Origin of the sequence: Flavobacterium anhuiense, from assembly GCF_050990855.1 — a bacterium.
GTDB lineage: Bacteria > Bacteroidota > Bacteroidia > Flavobacteriales > Flavobacteriaceae > Flavobacterium > Flavobacterium anhuiense_C.
Genome location: NZ_CP158861.1, coordinates 4,444,751 through 4,470,114, shown reverse-complemented (window position 1 = coordinate 4,470,114; position 25,364 = coordinate 4,444,751). Strand labels below are relative to the sequence as shown.

At 35.4% G+C, this 25,364-nt stretch carries 15 protein-coding genes; 2 read left to right on the top strand and 13 right to left on the bottom strand.

The window, feature by feature from the left end; genetic code table 11:
• Positions 1-87: 87 nt before the first annotated feature.
• From ABTV69_RS19395 to ABTV69_RS19340, 12 genes are all read right to left on the bottom strand, one after another.
• Complete coding sequence (locus ABTV69_RS19395; protein WP_433831730.1) at positions 88-651, bottom strand: DUF2911 domain-containing protein; 564 nt, start codon at positions 649-651, stop codon at positions 88-90.
• Between the two features lie 233 nt (positions 652-884).
• Complete coding sequence (locus tag ABTV69_RS19390; RefSeq protein ID WP_433831728.1) at positions 885-2,684, bottom strand: glycoside hydrolase family 2 protein; 1,800 nt, start codon at positions 2,682-2,684, stop codon at positions 885-887.
• A 191-nt stretch (positions 2,685-2,875) separates the two neighbouring features.
• Entirely contained in the window at positions 2,876-5,278 is a 2,403-nt protein-coding gene (locus ABTV69_RS19385; RefSeq protein WP_433831726.1) for a glycoside hydrolase family 2 protein, read from the bottom strand.
• 75 nt (positions 5,279-5,353) lie between these two features.
• Positions 5,354-6,544 carry a glycoside hydrolase family 88 protein gene (locus tag ABTV69_RS19380; protein WP_433831724.1) on the bottom strand — a complete coding sequence of 397 codons (1,191 nt, stop codon included), beginning with the start codon at positions 6,542-6,544 and terminating at the stop codon, positions 5,354-5,356.
• Between the two features lie 605 nt (positions 6,545-7,149).
• On the bottom strand, positions 7,150-8,670 hold the full coding sequence (locus tag ABTV69_RS19375; protein ID WP_433831722.1) for a RagB/SusD family nutrient uptake outer membrane protein: 1,521 nt from the start codon (positions 8,668-8,670) through the stop codon (positions 7,150-7,152).
• A 12-nt stretch (positions 8,671-8,682) separates the two neighbouring features.
• On the bottom strand, positions 8,683-11,685 hold the full coding sequence (locus ABTV69_RS19370) for a SusC/RagA family TonB-linked outer membrane protein (RefSeq protein ID WP_433831720.1): 3,003 nt from the start codon (positions 11,683-11,685) through the stop codon (positions 8,683-8,685).
• A 492-nt stretch (positions 11,686-12,177) separates the two neighbouring features.
• On the bottom strand, positions 12,178-16,266 hold the full coding sequence (locus ABTV69_RS19365; RefSeq protein WP_433831718.1) for a two-component regulator propeller domain-containing protein: 4,089 nt from the start codon (positions 16,264-16,266) through the stop codon (positions 12,178-12,180).
• 252 nt (positions 16,267-16,518) lie between these two features.
• Complete coding sequence (locus tag ABTV69_RS19360) at positions 16,519-18,147, bottom strand: hypothetical protein (RefSeq protein WP_433831716.1); 1,629 nt, start codon at positions 18,145-18,147, stop codon at positions 16,519-16,521.
• Between the two features lie 302 nt (positions 18,148-18,449).
• Positions 18,450-19,634 carry a mannonate dehydratase gene (uxuA, locus tag ABTV69_RS19355; protein WP_433831714.1) on the bottom strand — a complete coding sequence of 395 codons (1,185 nt, stop codon included), beginning with the start codon at positions 19,632-19,634 and terminating at the stop codon, positions 18,450-18,452.
• A 113-nt stretch (positions 19,635-19,747) separates the two neighbouring features.
• Positions 19,748-20,560, bottom strand: a complete 813-nt coding sequence (locus tag ABTV69_RS19350) for an SDR family oxidoreductase (RefSeq protein WP_433831712.1) — start codon at positions 20,558-20,560, stop codon at positions 19,748-19,750.
• A 31-nt stretch (positions 20,561-20,591) separates the two neighbouring features.
• Complete coding sequence (locus tag ABTV69_RS19345) at positions 20,592-21,254, bottom strand: bifunctional 4-hydroxy-2-oxoglutarate aldolase/2-dehydro-3-deoxy-phosphogluconate aldolase (protein WP_433831710.1); 663 nt, start codon at positions 21,252-21,254, stop codon at positions 20,592-20,594.
• A 3-nt stretch (positions 21,255-21,257) separates the two neighbouring features.
• Positions 21,258-21,707 carry a YhcH/YjgK/YiaL family protein gene (locus ABTV69_RS19340; RefSeq protein WP_433831708.1) on the bottom strand — a complete coding sequence of 150 codons (450 nt, stop codon included), beginning with the start codon at positions 21,705-21,707 and terminating at the stop codon, positions 21,258-21,260.
• A 119-nt stretch (positions 21,708-21,826) separates the two neighbouring features.
• Between ABTV69_RS19340 and ABTV69_RS19335 the strand changes: the two genes are divergently transcribed.
• A complete protein-coding gene (locus tag ABTV69_RS19335) occupies positions 21,827-22,897 on the top strand; it encodes a substrate-binding domain-containing protein (RefSeq protein ID WP_433836730.1) in 1,071 nt (356 codons plus the stop codon).
• A 414-nt stretch (positions 22,898-23,311) separates the two neighbouring features.
• Here ABTV69_RS19335 and ABTV69_RS19330 read toward each other — a convergent pair whose 3' ends face one another.
• Positions 23,312-24,475: a DUF4861 family protein gene (locus ABTV69_RS19330; RefSeq protein ID WP_433831706.1), complete on the bottom strand. Its 1,164-nt coding sequence runs from the start codon at positions 24,473-24,475 to the stop codon at positions 23,312-23,314.
• A gap of 214 nt (positions 24,476-24,689) precedes the next feature.
• On the opposite strand from ABTV69_RS19330, the gene ABTV69_RS19325 reads away from it, so the two are divergent.
• Positions 24,690-25,325, top strand: a complete 636-nt coding sequence (locus ABTV69_RS19325) for an HAD family hydrolase (RefSeq protein WP_433831704.1) — start codon at positions 24,690-24,692, stop codon at positions 25,323-25,325.
• The last annotated feature ends 39 nt before the right edge of the window (positions 25,326-25,364 follow it).

The following is a 25,364-nucleotide window of genomic DNA, read 5'->3' as shown; positions in this document are numbered from 1 at the left end:
TCACTATCGGGATTGCGAGATAAAAAAAAATCGCAAAGCTTAAAAAAAACTTTGCGACTTTGTGCCTTTGTGGCATATCAGTAAAACTTATTTAACCGTAATAGGCAATTCAACCGTAGTTTTATCCCATCCAATAACCAAATTAGCGATATTACCTTGAGTTGTAAATGCAATAGATAAAGCTTCGATTGGAGTAGAAACTGGTTTGACAGGAACAGACACTCTAACAACGTCTTTGCTTTCGTCATACGCATAACCACCCCATAAATCTAATTCTTTATTGATAATGATTGTCCATTTGTCTTTTTCTGGAATAGCAAAAAAACTGTAGTATCCTGCAGGAACTTTTTTACCACCAATTGTTACGTCTTTGTAGAATTTGATTTCTGTATTCTCGTTAGCACCAACTCTCCAGATTTCTCCAAATTTAACAACATCGCCAAAAATAGTTCTTCCTTTTGAAGAAGGTCTTGCATAAGTAACTTTGATAACCGGATTTGGATTATCTGTTTTTTTGAACTTAACCGCTTTGTTTGGGAAATAAGAAATATCAACAGGACTATTGTCTAGTGGAGCAAATTTCACTACATCTTGTGCCTGAACTGTAAAGGCAGCAAACAAGGTAACTGCCAGTAAATAAAATTTTTTCATAGGATTACAATTTTTAGAATAACTACAAAGTAAGTTAATAATGAAGAAAAATCATATAATCTACAGTCTGTTTTTTGTTAATGAATTGGTAACAGATTTGATAATATAATTTTATTTCCTTTCCAATTTTTGTAGAGACGCACTGCAGTGCGTCTACGCAACGGTTATCCGCAACATGTTAGACGCACTGCAGTGCGTCTCTACGATATGCATTGTGTAAACCCTGTAATAAATTAAAACTCGCTTTTTTTCTTAGCATACCAATTCTGCATAATGTAAAATGCTTTCTTCTTTTCGCCATCATTCGAAATTAAACCTTTACGATTGTAACCGTCCTGAATTCCTGGAAGCAGTCTTTTTGGCGATCTAAAATCAACCAAAATCCACGGACTTGTTCCGCTAAGGTGTGGAATCTTTTCGATCATTTTTAAATTCTGAATGTATAAATATTCCTGATATTCTTCTGTCCAGCGTTCGTTTTTCTCTCCGTGGAAACCTGCTTTAGCATCACCTCCAAATTCAGAAACAATTATAGGCTTATTATATTTTGATTTCCATGTTATTTTTTCCGCATCTTCTAGATTTCCGCCGTACCAGCCCAAATATTGATTGAAAGCGACAACATCTAAAACTTCACCAATTGGATCGTCAATGGTTTCTTTTTTAGTCAATAAAGCGGCACTGATTAATCTTGTATCATCTAACGATCTTGTGTGTGAAGCTAAATTTTTAATGAAAGTATTTCTAGCATCAGAAATCGGAGTTTCATTTGCCATTGACCAAATAATAATGCTTGCTCTGTTTTTATCTCTCGTGATTGAAGCGGTTAGTTGATCTTCTGCATTTCGGTAGGTATTTTTATTCGTAAATTCTACGGTCCAATACACCGGAATTTCTTCCCAAACCATGATTCCCATTTTATCAGCTTCGCGAATGATGTTTTCGTTGTGCGGATAATGTGCCAAACGAACATAATTGCAGCCTAATTCTTTTGCCCAGTTTAGTAGACGTAAAGCATCTTCGGGAGAATTAGCACGTCCACCTTTAGCATTTTCTTCATGAATCGAAATTCCGCGTAAAAAGACCTGTTTTCCGTTAAGCAGAATTTTATCTTCTTTGGTTTCGATAGTTCTAAAACCAATTTGATCTTTTAATTTTTTTCCGTTAAAGTCAATCGTTACCTCATATAATTTCGGATTTTCAGGCGACCAATACGAGATTTTTTTAACAGGAATTTCGAAGTTTAAAATTCCTTGAGCATCTGCTTTTCCTTTAAAATTGATTTTTAATTCTGGAATAGAAATCGAAACATTGTTTTGAGAAGCCTCCAAATTATTGATTTTAATAAAACCAGAAATAACATTGGCATTGCCTTTTTTCAGCTGAATGTTATAATCTTCTATGAATGAAGCTTCCTCTTCAATTAGGGTTACATCACGAGTTATGCCGCCGTAATTCCACCAATCGGTATTAACAGTCGGAACATCTTCTTTATGGCGCGTGTTATCCACTTTTACAACCAAATAATTGCCTTTTGGCTGTACAATCGAAGTGACTTCGTAATTAAACGGTGTGAATCCGCCTTCGTGAGTTCCTAGTTTTTTTCCGTTTAAATAAACATCTGCTTTATAATTGATCGCTCCTAAATATAAAAAAAGACGTTTTTTGGCTGCCAAATTATAATCAAATGACTTTTTGAACCATACGTTTCCTTCGTAATATTTCAGTTCTGGAACTTTTGAATTCCAATCACTTGGAATTGTAATGGTCGGCGATTTATCAAAATCATATTCTACCAATTCCTGTTTGTTTTGAGCATGATAATTACTGAAAAAAGCTCCTTTAGCTGGTTTTTCCTGTTTGTCATATTGATCTAAGTGAAAGCTGTAAAATCCAGTTTGATACGGATCGATAATGTAATTCCACGTTCCATTTAGCGAAGTGGTATTTCGGTTTGACACGTTAGAAATTAAACCTTGTGATTGTCCAATTGCGAATGATGTAAGGAATAATAATGTTAGAATTTTTTTCATTTTGTAATCTTGTTTGTGTAATATATGTCGTCCCTATGGGACTTAATTGGCGTGACGTAATTAATTCCACCGGATTTCATCCGGTGCTACCGATCTTTCGTTCCTAACGGAACTTTTTTAATCTCTTTAATCCATTAATCTGTGGCATAAAAAAACTTAGAATCTTAGTGCCTTAGCATCTTAGAGTCTTTTCAGTCAGTAGGAATCCTCAAATATTCTCCTTTAAAACTTTGATTCAATGCCGTCATTTCGATTGGAGTATTAGAACCGTCAGGAATTACTTCGATAGATGCTTTTCCGTTTGCCATTCTGATGGATTCGCTTCCAGTTGGTGTTCCTTGGTTTTTCAATGTTTTTCCTCCTTTTAAACATTGAAAATAAACACTCGCTTCATAATCGAGACAACGTAAATTGTTATTATCGATTGCAATTGCGGTTACCAAGTAATTTCCATTTTTTAATTTTTCTGATGACAATTGCAAAGAAACCGCCGTATTATTTTTATTGAAACGGTAATTCACTTTCAGCGTATCAGAAACTGTTTTCCCCTCTTTTGTTTTTCCAATGGCAATTAAAACATTTTCACCTTTCGCAAAATTGACCTCCCAAGTTAAGCCATTTGCAGGATAAAGCGCAAGATTTCGCTGTTTTTCGCCCAATGATTTTCCGTTGTGAGATAAAGTCACTTTATCACAATTACTGAAAACGCTGATGGTTCTTGGCGTATTTTCAGGTCCTTGGCGTTCTGTCCAAGTGTGTGATTCGATGTACGCAAAAGGCTCTTTTGCCCAATAACTTTTAAAAACATAATACGCATCTTTCGGAACTCCATTTCTGTCTGTAAGTCCTTTTTGATTCATATACGGAATATCATCTTCTGGACGCAACGGCGTTGCAAAATCCTTAAATGCCCATTGAACATTTCCCACAAAATTTGGGTCATTCTCGGATATATGCAAATGCCAGTCAAACAAATCAACTATATAATTTTCGCTCCAATCGCCAATTTGGGCAATGTTTGCGACTTTAGTCTGAACAATAGCTTCTTCCCAACCTTCGGCTTTTATAACATTTTCTCCCGTAACAGGATTCTCGCTATGACGCCCAACATGACTATCTCCGCCATATTCGGCATGAATAAAATGTTTGTATTCTTTCTTGTAAACATCAATTGCTTTTTGATAGCTTTTGTAGCTTCCAGAATACCAGCCCGACCAAATAGAAGGCGAGAAGACATCTACAATATGCGAACCTTCATAATATTTTCTAATCGCCGTTTTTCTTGTCGGATCGAGTTTGTGTGCAATGTCATTTAATTCCGTTAAAAAGGCATTTGTTTTTTCGGCATTATCGCCGTCAGGAAAATCTGGAAGCCAGTTTATTTCATTTCCTAAAGACCAAATTATAATACTCGGATGGTTATAATTTTGATTGATGATTTCTTCCAGCATATTTTTGGCGTTGGTTTTCCAAACCTCATTTCCAATTCCGCCGCGGCACCAAGGCAATTCGTCCCAAACCAATAAACCTAATTCATCGCAAGCTTTGTAAACTTCTGGATCTTGCGGGTAATGTGCCAAGCGAACGAAATTTGCGCCCATTTCTTTTATCGATTTCATGTCAGCCCAATGTTGTTCGTTGGTCATGGCTGCACCAACTCCCGCTTGTTCTTCATGACGATGTGTTCCGCGAATTAATAAACGTTTTCCGTTAAGATAAAAAGGGCCATGATCTTTAAACTCAAACCATCTGAAACCTACTTTTTCTGCAACGCTGTCTTTTATTTGATTTTTCTCTGATAAAAAAGCTGTCAATCGGTATAAATTAGGTTTTTCAGTATCCCAAAGTTCTGGATTTTTAATGTTTTCGAAAGTGATGGTAGAAGTTTTACTCGAAACAGGAATTGTTTTGCTTGCTACTTTTTTCCCTTTCGGATTTTTTAATGTTATCGTCAATGATAAATCTTTTGCATTATCAGGATTTATAATAGATGAAACAATCTGAACCGAAGCCTTTTTAGCTGAAACTTCTGGAGTAGTGATTTTGATATTGTCGATATATTTTTTGTATTTCGAAACCAACCAAACATCGCGCGTGATACCGCCATAAATAAAGAAATCGCTTTTTTGAGACGGTATAATTTCGATGTCATAACTATTATCCACACGGACAAAAATATCGTTGTTTCCTTCTTTAATCAATTTTGTAATATCGATAGAAAAGCCAATATAACCACCAATGTGAGAACCCGCTTCTTTGCCGTTTACATAGACTTTTGTTGTTACGTTTGATCCTTCAAAGTATAAAGAATAAAATTGATTTTGATCTATTTTAGAGAGGTTAAGTTTTTTTTGGTACCAACTTGCATCGCGTCTGTAACCGGGCATTAAATCGGTTGCATCTTCGGCGTTCCAAGTATGAGGTAAGTTTAATGAAACCCAATTAGAAGCTTTTTGTGCTTCGTTGAGGTTTGGTGTATGATTTTCTAAATAAAGCCAATTGTCATTGATGTTCATTTTTGTCTGAGCAAAACTGCTGCTCAGACAAATTTGAAACAAAACAAAAAGCGCAAAAATTGAAAAAGTTTTATTCATAGTTACAAAGGTTCATAGTTACAAAGGTTCAAAGGTTTTCTGGGTCAAAAGTTCAAAGATTCAAAACCTTTTTTACTATGAACCTTTGAGCCTCTGTACCTTTATTAAAGCTTCTAAAAAATAATAATCGGCGTAGATTATTGGTTCGTCAATTTCGTCGTGTTTTGGCCAGTTCCCAGTGCTGTGATCAAACAAGAAGGGAGCTTTAATTTTAGTATCCAAAATATATTGATCTGTCTGTACCGAGGCCATTAGTTTATCGGCGAAAGCCAAATAACTTTTATTTTGGGTATAAGTATACAATTCATATAAAGCTGATGCCATAACCATTGCAGCTGAAACATCGCGAGGGGCATTTGGAATACTCGGGTCTTTCAAATCCCAATACGGAATTCCGTCTTCTGGTAGGTTTTTATCCGTCATAAAATAATGTGCAGTTGCTTCGGCTTGATTTAAATAAGCAGGATCTTTTGTGTAGCGATACGACATGGTGAATCCGTAAACAGCCCAAGCCTGACCGCGCGCCCAAACAGAATCATCATTATACCCCTGAAGCGTTGTTTTCTTTCTAATTATGCCCGTTGTCGGATTATAATCGATAACGTGATAACAGGAATTGTCTTCTCTAAATTGATTTTTTAAAGTAGTATTGGCATGCTGAATGGCCACATTGCGGTATTTTGGATTTCCAGATATTTTAGAAGCTTCAAAAAGCAATTCTAAATTCATCATATTGTCAATGATTACAGGAAAATCCCAAATTTCTTTGTTGAAATCCCAAGAACGTATTGACCCTACTTTTGGATTAAATCTTTTGCATAAAGTTTCTGCGCCTTTAACAATTACCGCTTCGTATTCTTTCTTGTTTTCCACTTTTAGAGCTTCTCCAAAACTGCAAAACACTTTAAAACCTACGTCATGCGAATTACTATTGACACTTTCCTTTTTGCTGAAAGGAGTCCATTTTTGAGCTTGTTCTTTGTATTTTGAATCGCCTGTCAATCGGTATAACTGCCAAAGATTTCCAGCAAAGAAACCGCTTGTCCAATCTCTTGATGGCACTTTGCGAATCTCAAGAGTTTTGATATTCATACTTCTCGGCATCGACATCGAATCGACTGGATAATCGAGCAACATTTTGTAACGCGATTGCAGTTTTTCTGTCGCTGCAGAGGTAGTTTTTGGTTGAGAATTAATTCCGGACTTGCATGCTGTTACTAGCGATGCAAATCCAAGAATTAAAGAAATGAAACTGACATTCTTCATATTAAAATAATATATATTGTGATATTTTGGACGCAGATTGGGCGGATTCGCTATCGCGATCCCGATAGCTATCGGGAGCTGATTTGCATGGATTTTTTTATTTCACGCAGATTCTACAGATTTAAGCTGATTAAAATTGATTTTTTAATGAATCTGCTCCATCTGCTTAAAATCCTTTTAAATCTGTGTGAAACCAAATGCGCCTAAATTTTTTATACTCTCGCAGATTTGGCAGATTTGGCTGATTTTTTTATTTCACACAGATTTTAAAAAAAAATAATCTGCTCAATCTGCAAGATCTGCGGGAGACCAATTATGCGTCACACAAAAAAAAATCCGTTTAAATCAGCGTTTTTGCGATAGCAAATCCGTTTCATCCGCGTTTTAATTTTTTTCTCTCGCAGATCTTGCAGATTTGGCTGATTTTTTCTTTCGCGCAGACTTTTAAAAATCTAATAGATAAATAGATTTTTTTAAATTAAATCTGTTCAATCTGCGTGAAACCAAATAATGCGTTAAGCAATAAAAAAATCAGTGTAAATCCGCTCCCGATAGCTATCGGGATTGCGATAAGCAAACCCGCTTCATCCGCGTCCTAAAAATTATTAATAACCAGGATTATTCGGTTTTAAATTCGGATTTATAGCCAATTCTGTTCCAGGCAATGGCCATAAATAATCTCTGTTTGGATCAAAATTAGCATGAGGCTCTAAACCGTTTGGTCCAAAAACTTCTGGTCCGATTTTAAGCCTTTTGATGTCGTACCATCTTACATATTCAAAAGCCAGTTCTAATCTTCTTTCGTCGATTACTATTTTTCTAAAATCACTTTGAGAAAGATTAGGTGTTACGTTTGCTGGAAAAGAAACCAGTTTTCCTGCTTTGTTTCTTGCTCTTGCGCGAACACGGTTTACATAACCATCCGCTTCTGTAGTTCCTGGACTAATTTCGTTTAAAGCTTCGGCAGCAGTCAATAAAACTTCTGCAAAACGCATGGTGATATAATTGTGCTGAGAAGTTCTTCCGTTAGCACCAGCTTTTCCCGGAAAACGGAAATATTTCGCAATATGCGGACGAGGTGCTTTTTCGTTGTCGCTTGAAGGATAAACCTGTAAAGCTCCGCCTGGGCCTGTTTTCTTTCTAATGATGGTATCAAAACTTACCGCTCTTCTGTAATCTCTCTGATCCCAAGTGTTGAAGACTTTTAAAGAAGGAACAGCAACAGAGAAACCTTGTCCGTAGCTATAACTATCATCTTTCAATGATCCTGTGAAAAATGCAGTATAATCTTGACCGTAATTTCCTGAAGTCAAGTTATTAAAGTCAATTGTAAATAATGGTTCTTTTAGTGAAGCTGTTTTAGTCGCGTTGAACAAATCTTGAAAATCAGCATCAAGACCTAAACCAAATTTGGCTTCGTTTGTAATTACATATTTCGCCTCGTCATACGCTTTTTGAAAATTTCCTAAAGTCAAATAAACGGAGGCTAAATATCCAGCTGCAGTACCTTTTCCTGGAATTGCTTTAACTTTTGGTTTATCATCCAACCATTGTTTTGCAAATTCTAAATCGGCAATAATTTTTGGATAAACTTCAGCTTCTTTGGTTTTGCTTAAAGAATTTACTTGCGATACATCATTCACAACAAAATCTACATACGGAATATCACCAAAAAGACGGACCAAATGATAGTACGCAAATGCTCTTGCAAAATAAGCTTGCGCCACAATAGCATTCACTTTTGCTGGATCTCCAGGTGTTTTTTTAGCACCTTCAATCGCTTGATTTGCTGCAGTAATGATAACATACGATTGAGGCCAAAAGTTGGCTACAAGCGCGTTGGTATCGTTCATAGACATGTCGTTTACGTCAATACGCGCTGCTTGTGTGGTTCTATCGCCAATATCGGCCATATCATCGCGAAGCATAAGGGCAATTGTAAATTCTCTTCCCCAATAATTGTTGTGGGCAATGTTGGCAAAAGCACCATTTACAGCAGCCTGCAAATCGTCTGTATTATTAAAAAAGTTTTCTGGACGAATAATTCCTACCGGTTTTTCTTCTAGATCAGAACAGCTGAAAAAAGCAAGTGTTCCGAAGCAAAGAAGAGCTATATATTTTTTCATAGTTGTATTAGATTAAAATTTTAAATTGAATCCTGCTGTAAACGTTCTTACGTTTGGATATCCTCCGTAATCCAATCCTAAATAGGTATTACTTCGCGAGTTTGTGTCGTTTAAGTAGTTTGTCTCTGGATCTGTTCCTGGATAATTGGTAATCGTCCAAAGGTTTTGCGCACTGATGTAGAAACGAACTTTGCTTAATCCCATTTTAGAAACTACTTTTTCATCTAAACTGTAGCCTAAAGAAATGTTTTTCAAACGAATGTAACTTCCATCATAAACAAATCTTGAAGTAATTCTTTTTGTTCTTGCTGCATTTGCAGGAACATTTGTATCGGTATGAGTGGGTGTCCAAGCATCCAGAACTTCTGTTGTCGCATTGTTGTTTCCAGAAGCCAATTCCATCAAAGTATAATTCAAGATTTGGCCTCCTTCAGAACCTTGAAAGAAGATGTTCAAGTCTAGATTTTTATAAGTGAAATCATTGTTGAATCCGAAGATGAAATCTGGATTCGGATTTCCGATAATCGTTTTATCTTGAGAATCTAGTTTTCCGTCGCCATTGTAATCTCTAAATTTCTCGCCTCCTGGAGCTGTTTCAAAGTTTCCTGGCAACACTGTTTCTCCCTGCTGAATTACACCATCATAAATAAATCCGAAGAAAGATCCAACAGGCTGACCTACTCGTAAAACTTGAGATTCAGTTGCTAAGAAATGCCCTGGTGCAGAATTGATTAAAAGATCTTTATTGTCGGCTAGTTTTAATACTTTATTTTTGTTTGAAGAGATATTAAAGTTGGTTGACCAAGTAAAATCAGCACCAATAAAGTTTCTGCTGTTAATTGCTAATTCCCATCCTTTATTTTCTAATTCACCTACATTTTGAAGCTGAGAAGCAATTCCAGAAATTCCTGGCAATGGTCTGTTGAACAACAAATCTTTTGTAATGGTTTTATAATAATCTGCCGTGATACTGATTCGGTTATCAAACAAACCTAAATCAATTCCGTAATCTTGCTGATAAGAGGTTTCCCATTTTAAGTTCGGATTATCCAATGAAGTTAACTGAACCGCATTTGTAATCACGTCACCGCTCACATAGTAAATTTCAGAAAATCTAGAAAGAGTAGAGTAGGCTCCAATTGAAGGATTTCCTGTTGCTCCATAACTAGCTCTCAGTTTTAAGTTTGAAACTGTTTTATTGTCTTTCAAAAAGTTTTCTTTACTAATATTCCATCCAATTGCTCCAGAAGGGAAAGTTCCGTACTTGTAGTTTTTACTAAAGCTAGAAGAACCATCTCGTCTCGCTGTGAACGTCACTAAATATTTATCAGCATAATCGAAATTCAACCTTCCGAAAGCAGAAATCAATTCAGTTTCAGATAAACCAGAATCAGGTTTTAAGAAAACAGTTCCAGCTCCTAAATTTCGGTATGAATTGGTATTCGTTAAAAATCCTCTTGAAGCGGCATACGAATTTTCGTTTTTATTCTTTTGATATGAGTATCCGCCTAAAACCGTCAACATTCCTTTATCGATAATTTCGCGTTTAAAGGTTAAATAATTTTCGGTCAAGAAAGATGAAAATCTGGTGTTGTTTACAGAAGCTTCTCCTTTAATATTTTTTCCTGCAATTAAAGTGGAAGGAATAAATCTTCCTGTTTGCGAATTACTGTCTGTTAAGCCTAAAGTCGTTTTAAAATCCAGATCTTTTGTAATTTGATATTGAGCGAAGAAATTATTTCGGTTGGTAACCGAAACGGTTTCTAAGATATTTTCCATTGCTGTTGCGTACGGGTTATCAATATCATCACCAATTGGAGCCGTTGTGGTATACGTTCCATCAGCATTATAAATTCCTTTATCTGGCATAAAACGATATGCAGAAGCGATTACACCAGCAGCACCAGTTCCTCCAGCGCTTGTCTGGCTTACGATTCCTTCCTTGTTCTGTTTGCTTGTAAAAGTATTTAATCCCACTTTAAATTTTGGAGACAAATCAGCTTCAAGATTACCTACAATGGTATATCGGTCAATACCAGAGTTAATTACAACTCCATTTTGGTTGAAATACGTTCCAGAAACATAATATCTTATATTTTCTGATCCGCCTGAGAAAGATAATTGTGTATTCGAAATCATTCCGTCACGATAAATCACATCTTGCCAATCTGTATTTGCAGGACCTTGCGTATGCGTAGTAAAACTTTTGCGGTAAGCGGCAAACTGATCGGCGTTTAATAAATCTAGTTTGTTATTTACCGATTGCACAGAAGTCGAATTGCTAAACTCAATTACCGGTTTTCCTGATTTTCCTTTTTTGGTCGTTACCATAATAACCCCATTTGATCCGCGAGAACCGTAAATTGCCGTTGCTGAAGCATCTTTTAAAACTTCAATAGAAGCAATATCTTGCGGAGCTGGCATAGAAACACCTGCAAAACCATCTACAACGATCAAAGCATCTCCACTAGCATTAATAGAAGTTCCTCCACGAACCCTGATTTTTGTTGGAGCTCCTGGTTCGCCGCCATTATTGGTCATTACCGAAACACCAGCCGCACGGCCTTGCAGCGCTTGTTCTGCACTTAAAACAGGATAAGCCGTTAGTTCTTTTGCCGTTACAGAAGACACAGATCCTGTAATGTCACTCTTTTTACGTGTACCGTAACCTACTACGATAACTTCATCCAATGCTTTTGTATCTGGTTTTAAACTTACATTGATTACATTTTTAGTCCCAACTGGAACTTCGACAGTTTGAAATCCGACGAAATTGAAAACTAAAACAGCATTTTTTTCTCCTACTATCACAGTGTAATTCCCATCCATATCGGCAGAAGCGCCCACAGAAGAATTCTTGATATAAACATTAGCACCAGGAAGTCCGAGTAAATCTTCACTAGAAGTTATTTTTCCAGTCACTTTTCGTTCTTGTGCATGCATCACGACATTTACTAGTAAAAAAGATACCAGTAAACACCATCTAAACGATTTGTTTTTGTGGTTTGTAAACATTCATTTTTTGGTTTTAAGGTTAATAAGTTAGGTAAGATAGAAAAGCAGTAAACTCATTCCGATTATGATAATGACAAACAAAATTTGCAGCAATAAGAAGTTTGGTTTTTTGATTTTCATATCGCAAATGTATACTTGAGAAAAGAAATAGAAATACAAAAAAGGGTATCCAAAAATACAGATACCCTTTTTTAAGCCTTTAAAAATGCGGATTGTTTATGTAAGATGTGAAAAATGTGAAATGTGAAATGTGAAATGTAAAAAGTAAAAGTGAAAAGTAAAAGTGAAAAGTGAAAAGTGAAAAGTAAAAAGTGAAAAGTAAAAAGTAAAAAGTGAAAAGTAAAAAGTGAAAAGTAAAAAGTAAAAAGTGAAAAGTAAAAAGTGAAAAGTGAAAAGTGAAAAGTGAAAAGTGAAAAGTGAAAAGTAAGAGATACTAACATTTCACATTTCACATCTTACATTTTCACATCTTACATTTCACATTTCACATTTTCACATCTCACAAGTTTTATAAAATTTGTCGGCGTATTGAGATGGAGTCTCGCCGTATTTTTTCTGAAAGCATTTGCTAAAGTATTTCGGATTATTGAAACCGACTTTATAACTAATTTCAGAAACGGTTAGTTTGTTTTGTTCTAATAATTGAGCGGCGCGTTTTAATCTGATTTCATGAATAAATTCGTTTGGCGTGCAATTGGTCCAAGCCTTAATTTTTAAAAACAGCATCGTTCGGCTTACGCCTAATTCTGAACAGAAAAACGGAATATCAAATTGTTCGTTTGAAATATTTTCTTCCACAATTTTGAAAGCTTTCTTCAAGAGTTCTTCATCCAGAGAAGAAACGGTTATTTCTGACGGAATAAAACTGTCTTCGCTAGAAAATTTGATTCGTAAACGTTCTGTTGTATTTAAAAGATTTTTAACGCGAAGTCTAAATTCCATTAAATTAAATGGCTTACTGATGTAATCGTCGGCACCACTTTCCAATCCTTCAAATTTGTAAACCAAGGAAGATCTAGAAGTCAGCAAAATAACTGGAATATGGCTGGTTTTGATATTTTCTTTAATTTTAGAACATAATTCAGTTCCAACCATTTCGGGCATAATAACGTCGCTGATAATTAGATTCGGAACAAATTTTAAGGCTTTTTCTAAAGCTATTTTACCATTTTCAGCTTCAATAATGTTGTAATCTTTTTTGAGAAGGTTTTTCATGAACTTTCTTAAGACTTTATGATCTTCAACAAGTAAAATGGTTTGTTTTTCTTCGTTGACAATTAAATCTTCAATATCGTCATTTTCGATTATTTCTGAAGGTTCTAATTGAGCATTATATTGTTCAATATCATCACTGATTTTAAAATCAGGAATAATTTCGCTGTCAAGCAGATGTTCACGACCCAAAGGTAAAGTCACTTTAAAAATAACCCCGCCAGTAATTTTGTTCGTAACATCGATTTTTCCTTTATGCAATTCGACAATGTTTTTTACGATTGAAAGCCCAATTCCAGTCCCTTTATTGTAGTTTTTCTGAACTTGATTGTGCATCGGAATTTCAAAAAACAAATCGAAAATCTTATCAATATGTTCTTCAGAAATGCCTACGCCAGAATCTTCAACTGCGATAAAAAGATTTTGCTGATCGTGATTGATTTTAATTTTTATAGCACCGCCTTTTGGAGTGTATCTAAATGCATTTGAAATCAGATTATAAAATACGCGTTCGAGTTTGTATCGATCAAAATAGACCAGAATTTCTTCGTTTTCAGTTTCAAACGTATAATCGTAACCGCCATCTTTGGCATATTCGATAAACGATAAAAAGATTTCTTTGGTGAATTTGACAATGTTTCCGTTTGCCGATTCCAATGTAACCTGATGATTTTCTAGTTTTCTAAAATCCATTAAACGATTAATCAAACTCAATAAATGATTCGCGCTTCCTTCAATGACCAAAAGCTTTTTGTACATTTCATTCGTTCCGTTATAATCAGCTAAAATTTGCTGTAGCGGACCTAAAATCAAAGTTAAAGGCGTTCTAAATTCATGCGAAATATTGGTGAAGAAATCCAGTTTCAGTTTATTGTTTTCTTCAATTCGCTGTGTTTCCAGATACTCCAATTCTAGTTTTTGTTTCAATCTGGCTTTCGATTTCATAATCCAAATCAAACCATATAAACCCAAACCAATTATGATTCCGTACAGCATAAACGCCCAAATACTGCGCCACGGAGCTGGATTTACTACAACGGTTAAAGTCGTTGGATTCTGATTCCAAACACCGTCATTATTTGCGCCACGGACTTCAAACGTATACGTTCCTGGATTTTGAATGGCAAAATTGGCTTCGCTGTTTTTAGTTGTTGTCCAGTTATTTTCTAAACCAACCAGACGATAACTGTATTGATTGTTTTTGGATCGAATGTAATTTGGAATCGCAAAACTGATCGAGAAATTCGCCTTATCATAATCCAAAATTATTGTTTTGGTAAAACCGATGCTTTGTTCTAAAATTCCATCTTTGTCATGCGCGTTTACCGTTTCGTTTTTAATTTTTAAATCAGTAATTAAAACCTGTGGAGCATAATTGTTTAAAGAGATTTTTGTTGCATCGAAAAAAGTTGCACCAGACGGACTTCCGAAATAAAACTGGTTAGATCCTAATTTTAAAGCCGAATTATCGTTGAATTCGTTACTCGCCAAACCATCTTTCTGATCGTAAATTACAACTGATTTTTTAGTCTGGTTGTATTTAATAATTCCTTGATTGGTGCTAATCCATAAGTTTTTATCGTCATCTTCTAAAATCGAGTGAATAGAAGTAATGACAGTATTTCCAATTCTAAGATTGATTCGATTGAATTTTTTTCCGTCAAAATAATGCAATCCTTTGGCTTTTGTTCCAACCCAAATTCTGTTTTGAGAATCTTGAAATAAAGTCAAAATATCATCGCCAGATAACGACGAATGATCGTAAAAGAAATGTTGTATTTGATATTTCTTCGGATTAAAATTTTGAAGCGGAATACGGTTTAAACCGTTTTGAGTTCCCAACCAGATTGAATTTTGTTTGTCAATCAAGATACTGCGAACCATATTATTGGTTAAAAAGACAGGTTTTGTATTGTCATTGCCAATAATCTGAAATGTTTTATTAGCGGTATCATAACGAATTAAGCCTTTACCAAAAGTCCCGATCCATAAGATTTTATTTTCCGCTTTAAGCGAATAGACACCACTTTCCTTTAAAAAATCCTTTAAGTCGGGAGCGATTCTATTGTCTTCAATTTGTTTCGAAACCGTATTATAGGCCGATAATCCTTTAGAAAAAGTTCCAATCCATAAAATATGATCGTCTGAAAGGCACATGGCTTTAATGTCATTTTTATTAGATTGCCCAGTTTTGCTGTTGATGTAATTTACAGTTTCGTTATTTTTATTGTAAATCGTGATTCCCCCGCCTTCAGTCCCGAAATAAATATTTTGGTTTTTATCTGAAATAATAGAACTTACCACATCAAAACTCATCGGAATCTTTTTTGAATTCTGATTGTAATTAGAGAAATTTACATTTGAAACATCCCAAAGATTTACGCCTTTGTAATAACAGCCAATCCAGATAGAACCTTTCTTGTCCATAAAAACCGACTTTACTTTGTCGATTCCGTTGCTGTTGTTCGTATTGTTGATCTTCTGCAGACTTTTATCTTGTCCTAAAATGTAAATTCCGTCGTAAGCGCCAATCCATAAAGAACCTTGGTTATCAATTACTAAAGAACGAATGTCGGTATTGATTTCTCGATATTTTTCAGTTGGTAAAAAAGAAACAAAAGCTTTTTCTTTCAGATCAAATTTTAAAAGCCCTTTATTTTTTGTTCCGACCCACAAACTGCCGTCTTTCTCTTCGATTATCGATTGTACGTTTAATAAATCGGTTGTATTTAAAGGATAATTTTTAAAGCTCAGTTTACCGTTTTTTCGATTTACGAGCTGACATAACCCCTTTGTAGTTCCAATCCAGATTTCGCCTTTTTTGGTTTGTAAAATGCTGAGAATATTATTGCTAGGAAGAGTAGAAGCATCCTCATCTGAATGGAAAACTGAGCTAAACAATCCTGATTTTTTATTGAAAATAGTAAGTCCTTTTGAAGTTCCAAACCACATTTCGCCACCAATTTCTCTCATGCTCCAAACGGCATTGTTGCTAATTGTATGATTGGCTTTGGTATGAAGATACCTTGTAAAACGATTCGAAACAGGATCATAACAATTCAATCCATTATAAGTTCCTACCCAGATTTTTCCAGAATTATCTTCTTCAATAGCCAAAATATCATTGTTGCTGATGGAATATTTATTGGAAACATCATTCCTAAAAATGGTAAATCGGCTTCCATCATATTTATTCAAGCCATCGCGTGTTCCAAACCACATTTGCCCCAATTTATCTTGATGAATAGCAATGACAGAACTCTGCGAAATTCCATCAGTAGTGGAGAAATTTTTAAGGCGGTATTTATTTTGGGAAAACAGATTTCCTGAAATAAAAAGTAAAACTAGAAAGACGCTCGTGTACTTCATAGTGAGGGTTTTTAGGTTCAAAGTTGCAGAGTTTTTTGCTTGTTATTTTAGTCTCGCAAAGTCGCTAAGACGCAAAGTTTTTATTGTTTATTTAAAAAAAAATAACTACTGTATGTCATTTCGACGAAGGAGAAATCTCCGCAAGTAACTCCGCTGCAATAAGCCAATCTTTGTAGAGCTTCTCACGGAGATTTCTCCTTCGTCGAAATGACAAAAATGAGAAAAACTTCGCGTCTTAGCGACTTTGCGAGATTATTTCAATCGCCTTATCAGCTGATAATCATACAATGAAGGAATCTTTTCTATCGGCGTATTCAAAAATTCAATATAAGGATCAATGTCGTATTTGATTTCAAATTTTGTATTTCCGTGAACACCAATAATTCTGGCTAAAGCGCCGTCTTTCATGCCATACAATAAAACAGGTTTTGAGGCATCTGGATTTTCAACTTGAACGTTTAAATTCCAAAACGTACTAAAAGGTCCGTGTGAAGGTTTCCAGTAATCGGCTCCGCCACCGCCAAATAAAGCGTAGCTATTGTTTTTATCCGCTTTTAAATGAACGGTAATATTATCAAATAAGTTTTGATGATTCGCTCCCGAATGCTGATCTAAAACTGGATCTGTAAATATCTCACAGTTTTGATATACATTTTTAGTAGCAAAAGTGTTGAAGCTTAACGGATGAACGGCTGAATTATAGATTTTCAGATTCTTAACCAAAATATTATGTACGCCGCCTAAAGTTACGGTATAATGTGCTAAATGCGGGCCATCTGTGGTAATATCTTCGATTGTAGTATTAGCTACTTCTTCCGCCAAAATTCCACTATCAGCATTGGTGATTTTGACATCTTTTACCCAACTATTGAAAAGACGAGTTAAGAAAATCCCATTATTTCCAGGTTCAACGTGATGCGCAACTCTTGGAATATCAGGAAAAGTAAAACGAAGATGTTCGATTCCGACTTCGGTTAAATGTTTCCATTCTACCAATTGCGCTTGATAACTTGGTTTTATCGAAATAGTTAAAGGTGTTTTTAAAGTGATTTTTGAACCCGAAATTTTATTGATTTCAACTTGCTGTCTCACAATCGGAAGTTTTGGAAATTTCCAATGATGGGAACCCGGTTTTACTTTGGCGCCTTGATATAAATCTTTTATGATTTCGCCATTTTCACCGTCTTTATTAAACAACTGCAATTCGACAACATCGCCAACTTTCAAATTTTTTATATCTGAAACGGTAATAACATGTTCACCCATTTTCCCTGAACTGACTTTCGCCAATGGATTCGATTCCGGTTCATATTTATCCAAATATGATTTCACACGTTCGCCTCGAACTTGAGTCCAAATAAAACCGCCAGACCACGCATATTGCGAGAATGGAAGATCAATATTATTTTCGGTTTCGCGTTGTCTTTTGTCGAAAGTGGTCAAATATTCTCGAAGTTCAGCCAAAACAGGAGAATCTTTAAGATACATCATCGGTCTTGGACAATAGATTTCGGTTCCGTTTTCATTAGAACCAGTGCCTCGAAGAACAAAATTGCTTCGTTCAATGTATAAAATATCGCTTAGAATAATTCGCCCAGCAGGCAATTGTAGAATTACATTTCCTTCAACGGCATTGGCTGCTTTAAAGGCTTTTAAAAGTGCTTTTGAATCGTCTAGATTATCATTGGCTTTTACTCCAAAATCAGTTGCATTAATGATTTTTCCATTTGCTTTAGGAATTTGGCTTTCGCCGAAATGATAGCCTGCATAACTAAAATCGGGAAGATAATTGGTTTTTGAAGTAGTAATTTTAGGTAATTCCTGCGCCAGTAAAGTATTCATGAAAAGACCGCAGGATATAAGAATGGTTTGGCGAATCATGGTTTTGTGGTTGTTGTGGTTAGTTAGTTTTTTTGAGGTTTTTGCCACGAAGGCACTGAGGCACGAAGTTTTTTCTCTAGTAGATCACGCGTATTTTTTGTCATTCCGAGGAACGAGGAATCTCCACAAGTAGCTCCGCAAACAGAATTGACAATCTTTGTCGAGTTACTTATGGAGATCCTTCCTTCGTCAGGATGACAAACAGAACTTAAAAACTTTGCGTCTCAGCGACTTTGCGAGACTAAAAAACAAAAGCTTAAAGAATAACTTTGTGTCCTAGTGCCTTAGCGCCAAAACCCCCACTATAAAGATCGTTTGATTCCAAGCTCAAGTCCGCGTAGTTCTGCAAGACCTCTTAAACGGCCGATAGCAGAATAACCCGGATTTGTTTTTTTCTTCAAATCATCCAACATTTGGTGTCCGTGATCTGGACGCATTGGTAATTTGCTGTTGTTTCTTTTCTCCACTTCCAAAATTGCTTTTACAACTTCGTACATATCAACATCGCCTTCTAAGTGATTGGCTTCATAGAAACTTCCTTCCTCGTCGCGTTGCGTGCTTCTTAAGTGAATGAAATTCATTTTATCGCCATGACGTCTTACAATTCCTGGCAAGTCATTATCGGCGCGAACACCGTAAGACCCGGTACACATAGTAAATCCGTTTGATGGAGAAGGAGCAGCGTTCATTAATTCGATCAAATCTTCTTCTGTGCTTACTACTCTAGGCAAACCTAAAATTGGATAAGGCGGATCGTCTGGATGAATTGCCATTAAAACACCTTTGCTCTCAGCAACGGGAATAATTTCTTTTAAAAAGTGAAAAAGATTATTCTTCAAAGCTTGTCTGTCAATATGATTGTAAGCGCTTAATGTTACTAAGAAATCTTCAACCGTATATGCTTCTTCAGCCCCTGGAAGTCCAGCCAAAATATTTCGCTGTAATTTAATTTTATCTTCTTCGGTCAAAGTATCGAAATGATCTCTGGCCTTCTGAATTTGTTCTAACGAATATTCTTTTTCTGCGCCTGGTCTTTTTAGAATAAACAATTCAAAAGCAGCAAAAGCATTAATATCAAAACGCAAAGCTTTTGAACCATCTTCAACCGTATAAGACAAATCAGTTCTTGACCAATCTAAAACAGGCATGAAATTATAACAAACGCATTTGATGCCGCATAAAGCTAAATTGCGGATGCTTTCTTTATAGTTTTCAATGTATTGAAGATAATTTCCTGTCTGTTTTTTAATGTCTTCGTGAACTGGAATACTTTCTACAACTGACCAAACTAATCCAGAAGCTCCTTTTTTAGGATCTCCATCTTCGTGTTCGATTTCAACTTTTCTTTTGATGATTTCATCAATGCTCCAAACTTGCCCGTTTGGAATGTGGTGTAAAGCCGTTACAATCCCCGTTGCTCCGGTTTGTTTAATATCTTGTAAAGAAACAGGATCATTTGGTCCGAACCATCTTAATGTTTGTTCCATTTTTATATTTTTTATTCCTGCAAAGTTTTCAAAACCTTGTAGGTATTGTTAATTAGTAATTGTCTTAAGTTGAAACCTACAGGGTTTTGAAAACCTTGCAGGAGAAGCGTACGTTAAATACTTGTAGCAGCAAAGCCACCATCTACTTTTAATGTTATTCCAGTCACGAATTTTGACATGTCGCTGCATAAAAATAAAAGTGCACCATCGATATCTTCTGGTGTTCCAAATCTTCCCATTGGTGTATGGTCGATGATTTTTTCTCCTCTTGGAGTTAGTTTTCCCTCTGGAGTGAGCAATAAAGCACGGTTTTGTTCTCCGATAAAAAAGCCTGGAGAAATAGCATTTACACGAATTCCTTCACCATATTTTTGAGCCAGTTCAACCGCCATCCATTGTGTGAAGTTATCAATTGCCGCTTTTGAAGCAGAATACCCCACCACTCTTGTTAAAGGTCTTTGAGCCGATGCAGAAGAAATGTTGATGATATTTCCTGATTTCTGTTTTGCAAAAAGTTCAGCAAAAACCTGAGTTGGAAGCATGGTTCCTATAATGTTCAAGTCGATTACTTTTTGCAAGTCATCGCTTTTCATGTCATAAATCGCTTGATCTGGCTGAATTGTTGCGCCTGGCATATTTCCGCCCGCTGCATTAATCAGAATATCAAGACGTCCGTATTTTTCAACGATCAAATCTTTAATCTTTTCTAATTCTTCTTTTACCAAAACATTGGCTTGAACAGCAAAACCTTTTCCGCCGTTTGCCTCAAGCGCTTTTACAGTGCTTTCTGCTTTTTCAAGTGACTGAGAAACAATTCCGACAATAACACCTTGTTTTGCTAATACATTTGCAAAATTGCTTCCTAAAACTCCCGCACCTCCTGTTATTAGAGCAATTTTTCCTTCTAGATTGAATATTGAATTCATGTAATTTTATAATTGATTATTTTTTTTCTTCTTAACCTTTAATTGTTGCAATTAGATCTAAAACTCTCTTTGTTTCTTTTTCGATTGTCTCGTAAGCTTCGTATTCCATTACTTCTTTACTGATAAGTTTGCTTCCCATTCCGACGGCAGAAACACCAGCCTTAAACCAAGTTTCAATACTTTGTCTTGTTGTGTCGACACCGCCTGTAGGCATAAAAATTAAGTTAGGAAAAACATCTCTAATTCCGCTCATAAAATCTGGACCCAAAATGTTTCCCGGGAAAAGTTTGATGAATTTTACTCCAGCATTTTCGGCAGCAATAATTTCAGTTGGAGTCATACAACCCGGAGCATACAGTACTTCTTTAGCAATTAAAAACGAAGCGATTTCAGGAACAAAACCCGGACTGATAAAAAAATCGGCTCCAGCTAAATAATAGGTTTCTGCTTGCGCTAAATTCTTGATCGTTCCAATACCTAAAAGCATTCCTGGCATTTCAGCATTTCTTACTTCAATCATTTTTTTGAAATTAGAAAGTGCTTCTGGACCACGGCTTGTATATTCAACTGCTCTAATTCCGACATTATATAATGTTTTTAGTAAAGCAATGCTTTTGCTTTCGTCTGCATTGAAATACAACGGAAGCATTCCTTGTTTTATAATAATATCAATTGAATTTTGAATAGTGCTCATGACTTATATTTTTACTTTAATAACGATTTTTTTCAAAGTTCCTTCGCCAATCATTGCAGTATGAACATCTTCTGGAAACAAGATTGCAAATTGTTTTTCTTGCATTTCAAAAAATGTATCTGGCGCATCGTGGAAGAAACGAACATCTCTTTCGTCACTGTAATCGCCATTCGGATTCACACATTTTTCTCTTGGTTTCCAAGCAAAAGTTTCAGGACCTTTAATAGAAATTTGAATGTCGATGTTTTTATCATGGCATTCAAATCCTTTTACAGCTTCTTCTTTTGTATTTCCTTCTCCAACAATTACAATTAATTTTAAACCTTCGCCAATTTCGAAAGCGCCTTCTTCAAGATTTGCAATGTCATTTTGGTTCACATAATCAAAAGCTTTCTTGAAATTTGGATGCAGACCGTAGTATTTTGCCGCGTTATGTAAGGAATCTAATATCATTTAATACGTTTTATTTTGGTTTGATGTTGTTATGTGTATATTTGCGTGTGCGTACACGGTATTTTACAAATGTATGCAAAATGTGATGTAAAACAACTTATTTTTGATAAAATAAATTAATTTTACCCAACTGCTTTTATTTTTTTAACTTAAAAAGAATCAATATCATAACAATAAAAAAAATTGCCGAACTAGCTAATGTTTCTGCAGGAACTGTTGATAGGATTATACACAAACGCGGACAAGTAGCGCAAGAAACCGTTGATAAGGTCAATGCGATAATTGAAGAGTTTGGTTACACCCGAAATATTTTGGCGAGTAATCTGGCTTTAAACAAAAAATTTCATTTTGCGGTTTTTCTTCCGAAATCGGAAACTTTGGAGTATTGGAAAAGTCAGGCAGAAGGAATTGAAAAAGCAGCTTTGGAATTCAGTAAATTCGGAATTGTTTTGGATTATTTTTTCTACGATTATAATCTGGCATCGTTTAAAGAATCTGCACAAAAAGTGTTAGCTTTTGATTGTGACGGACTTTTGTTTGCTCCAATTTTCTATGAAGATTCGGTTCAGTTTTTAAAGGAATATGAAAAGAAGAAGATTCCAATTGTAATGATCGATTCGAATATTGCTGAAGAAAACGAACATGCTTATGTTGGCCAAGATGCTTTTCAGAGCGGTTATTTGGCAGGAAGGTTAATTAGTTTTGCTGTAAAAAACGAGAGGCAAGTTTTAATTTTTAAAATTACAAGAGAGATTGAAAGTACATCTGTGTATCAGCAGCGCATAAAAGGTTTTTATTCGTATTTTGAAGATCATGATGAGTTGACGAATTTCACGTTTTCAGAATTTACCTTAAAAGATTCCGGAATCGATCAGCTGAATTTGGAAATGTTTTCTGGTGTAAATAGTGTTTTTGTACCGAATTCGAGAGCTTATATTGTCGCTGAATTTTTAGAAAAAAACAATATAAAAGGCGTTCGAATTATTGGTTTTGATTTACTGAAAGAAAATATTGAATATCTAAACAAAGGTGTTATTGACTTCTTAATCAACCAAAGGCCCGAAGATCAAGGGTATATGGGAATTAATTATTTATATAAAAAACTGGTTCTCCAAGAAGAAACAGAGCGAACGAATTATATTCCGTTGGAGATTATTTTGAAAGAGAATTATTTTCCGGCTAAGCGATGATTTTTTTTGCCACTAAGGCGCTAAGGCACAAAGGTTTTTTTTCTCGCAAAGTCGCAGAGACGCAAAGTTTTTTAAGACATACAATGCGAACATAGCCCAAGGTTTCAACCTTGGGAAACGTATTGTGATGTACGTTGCGTTCCAAAGGTTGAAACCATTGGCTAAGTTTTATAGCAATTTTGTCATTTCGACTGAAAGGAGAAATCGCACTCGTATACAGACAAAGATTGAAAATCTTTCAAGGAATTTCTATTGTGATTTCTCCTTCGTCGAAATGACAAAAATGAGAGTAACTCTGTTTTATCTGCTAAATCTGCGTGAAACAAAAAAACTTTGCGTCTCGGCGACTTTGCGAGACTAAAAAATAAAGCTTAAAAAAAATCTTTGTGCTTTAAGGCCTCAGCGGCAAAACCATTACTTCTTAACCTTCACAATCAAAGGATTATTAATCTTCTCGGCAAAAGAACTCAAATACTTTTCCCATTCTTGTTTGGTTTGAAACGGACTTCCTTTTTTCCAACCAAAACCAGCATAATAAATGGCTTTGTTGTTTTTTACAGCAATATTTCCATACAAGTTGCTTAGTTCTTTTTCATTGGTAACATGATTGTCAAAACTAGCTAATGAACCATTTGGAACAACTAAGCCCATGCCGATTTCCGAATCATCTATAGGTTCCCAATAGTTCAACCAGCCTTCTTTTAAGTTGGTTCCAATAGTTCCTTTTTTGTCGTGAAGCGTTAAACCTGCGGCAATAGTTTTGGTGCCTGTAATGTTGATTTCAAAACGTGAAAGCTGACTTCCGTAATCCAAACTGATTAATTTCGATTCGGTTATTTTATTTCCTTTAGCATCCCAATCGGCATAAGTTAAAATGAAACTTGTTCGGATTGGGCCAGTTGTAATCGTTTTCCAGCTGATGAAATTTTTTGAAAAATAATATTTTCCATCAACATTTACAGCAATTCCGCCTATGCCACGACTGTCGCCAACTTGAAAATTATCCAAACCTTCTCCTGTATCTTTGTGGTAACTTCCTGTTCCGTTAATTGTTTTTTCGTACCATTTATTAATAATCGGATATTCAACTTTTTTAAGCCAAGCATCGATTCCGCTTGTCAATGTTCCGCCTGGAATTTGATCTTCCACCATTTTTTGAGCCACAGGACCATACGTTCTAAAAGCGACTTTATTGTTTTCCCAAGCATAATCGTCTGTACGCTCTGGGACAAATCGCGAATAACAGCTCACAACTTTTGAAGCGGTAGGATTTGTTCCATTTACAACTTCAAAATCTTGTTTTGATGAAGCCTTAATTTTAGGCTGAAACAATAAAACATCTGCATTTCCGTCACCATCATTGTCTACAGTTTGGGTTTCAAGAAAGGTGTTTCCATTTTTTATTGCATAATCTTCGAGTTTAGCATTTGCAGCCAATCCGAGTGATTTTTTCGTTAATTCGATTGTTTCAAATTCGCGATCGATTTTTAAATTGTTGGTAACCGTAATGATTTTATTCTGAGAAAAAGCAGTAAAATTGGCTGTCAGAATGGTTATGATAAAAAGATGTTTTTTCAAAATTCTTTATTTTATATTTTAAAAATTAGGTTTGATAGAAGTATAAAAGTACAAATCAAATCGGAATTGAAAATACAGAATAAGTGTAATTCCGTACAAAATATTGAAAATGAGAAAGTAAAGTTTGAATTATAGAATAGATTATTTTTTCGTAATTTTCATTTCTTGCCTTTTTAAATGGATGAGATTTGTAATTAAATGAAAATCAATAGAAATGGTTAAATGTATTATTTTCGATTGTGACGGAGTTTTGGTCGACACAGAAAAAATCGGTAACGGAATTTTGCTGGCGATGGCCCAAGAACACGGATTCGAAATGGAATTGGAAGACGCGTACCGTTATTTTAACGGTCGAAATTTAAAAGATTGTTTCCGTTATATCGAAGAAGCAATCGATCAGAAACTGCCTGAAGATTTTGAAATGCAATACCGCGAGAAGAGTTTTGAAGCTTTTAAAACGCAGGTAAAACCAATGAAAGGAATTGAGAATTTTATATCAAAATTAAAAATTCCGTATTGTGTAGCGTCTAGCGGACCTATGAAGAAAATTCGCCTTAATCTTGAAGTTGCTGGATTATTGGATAAATTCGAAAATAGGATGTTTAGTTCGTATCAAATTGGAAGCTGGAAACCAGATCCTGGAATATTTCTGCATGCTGCAAAAGAAATGGGGTTTGAAGTAAAAGATTGCGTTGTGATCGAAGATAGCAAAGCGGGCGTAAAAGCAGGAGTGAGCGGCGGATTTAAAGTGTACGGTTTTGCAAATGGTTTTAATAATGAAGATCTAGAAGAAGAAGGAGCGGAGCTTTTTAATTCTTATGAAGAATTAAGTGAAAAGCTTGGTTTTTAATTGATAAAAGCTTTGTCAAAGTTTTAATTTTGACAAAGC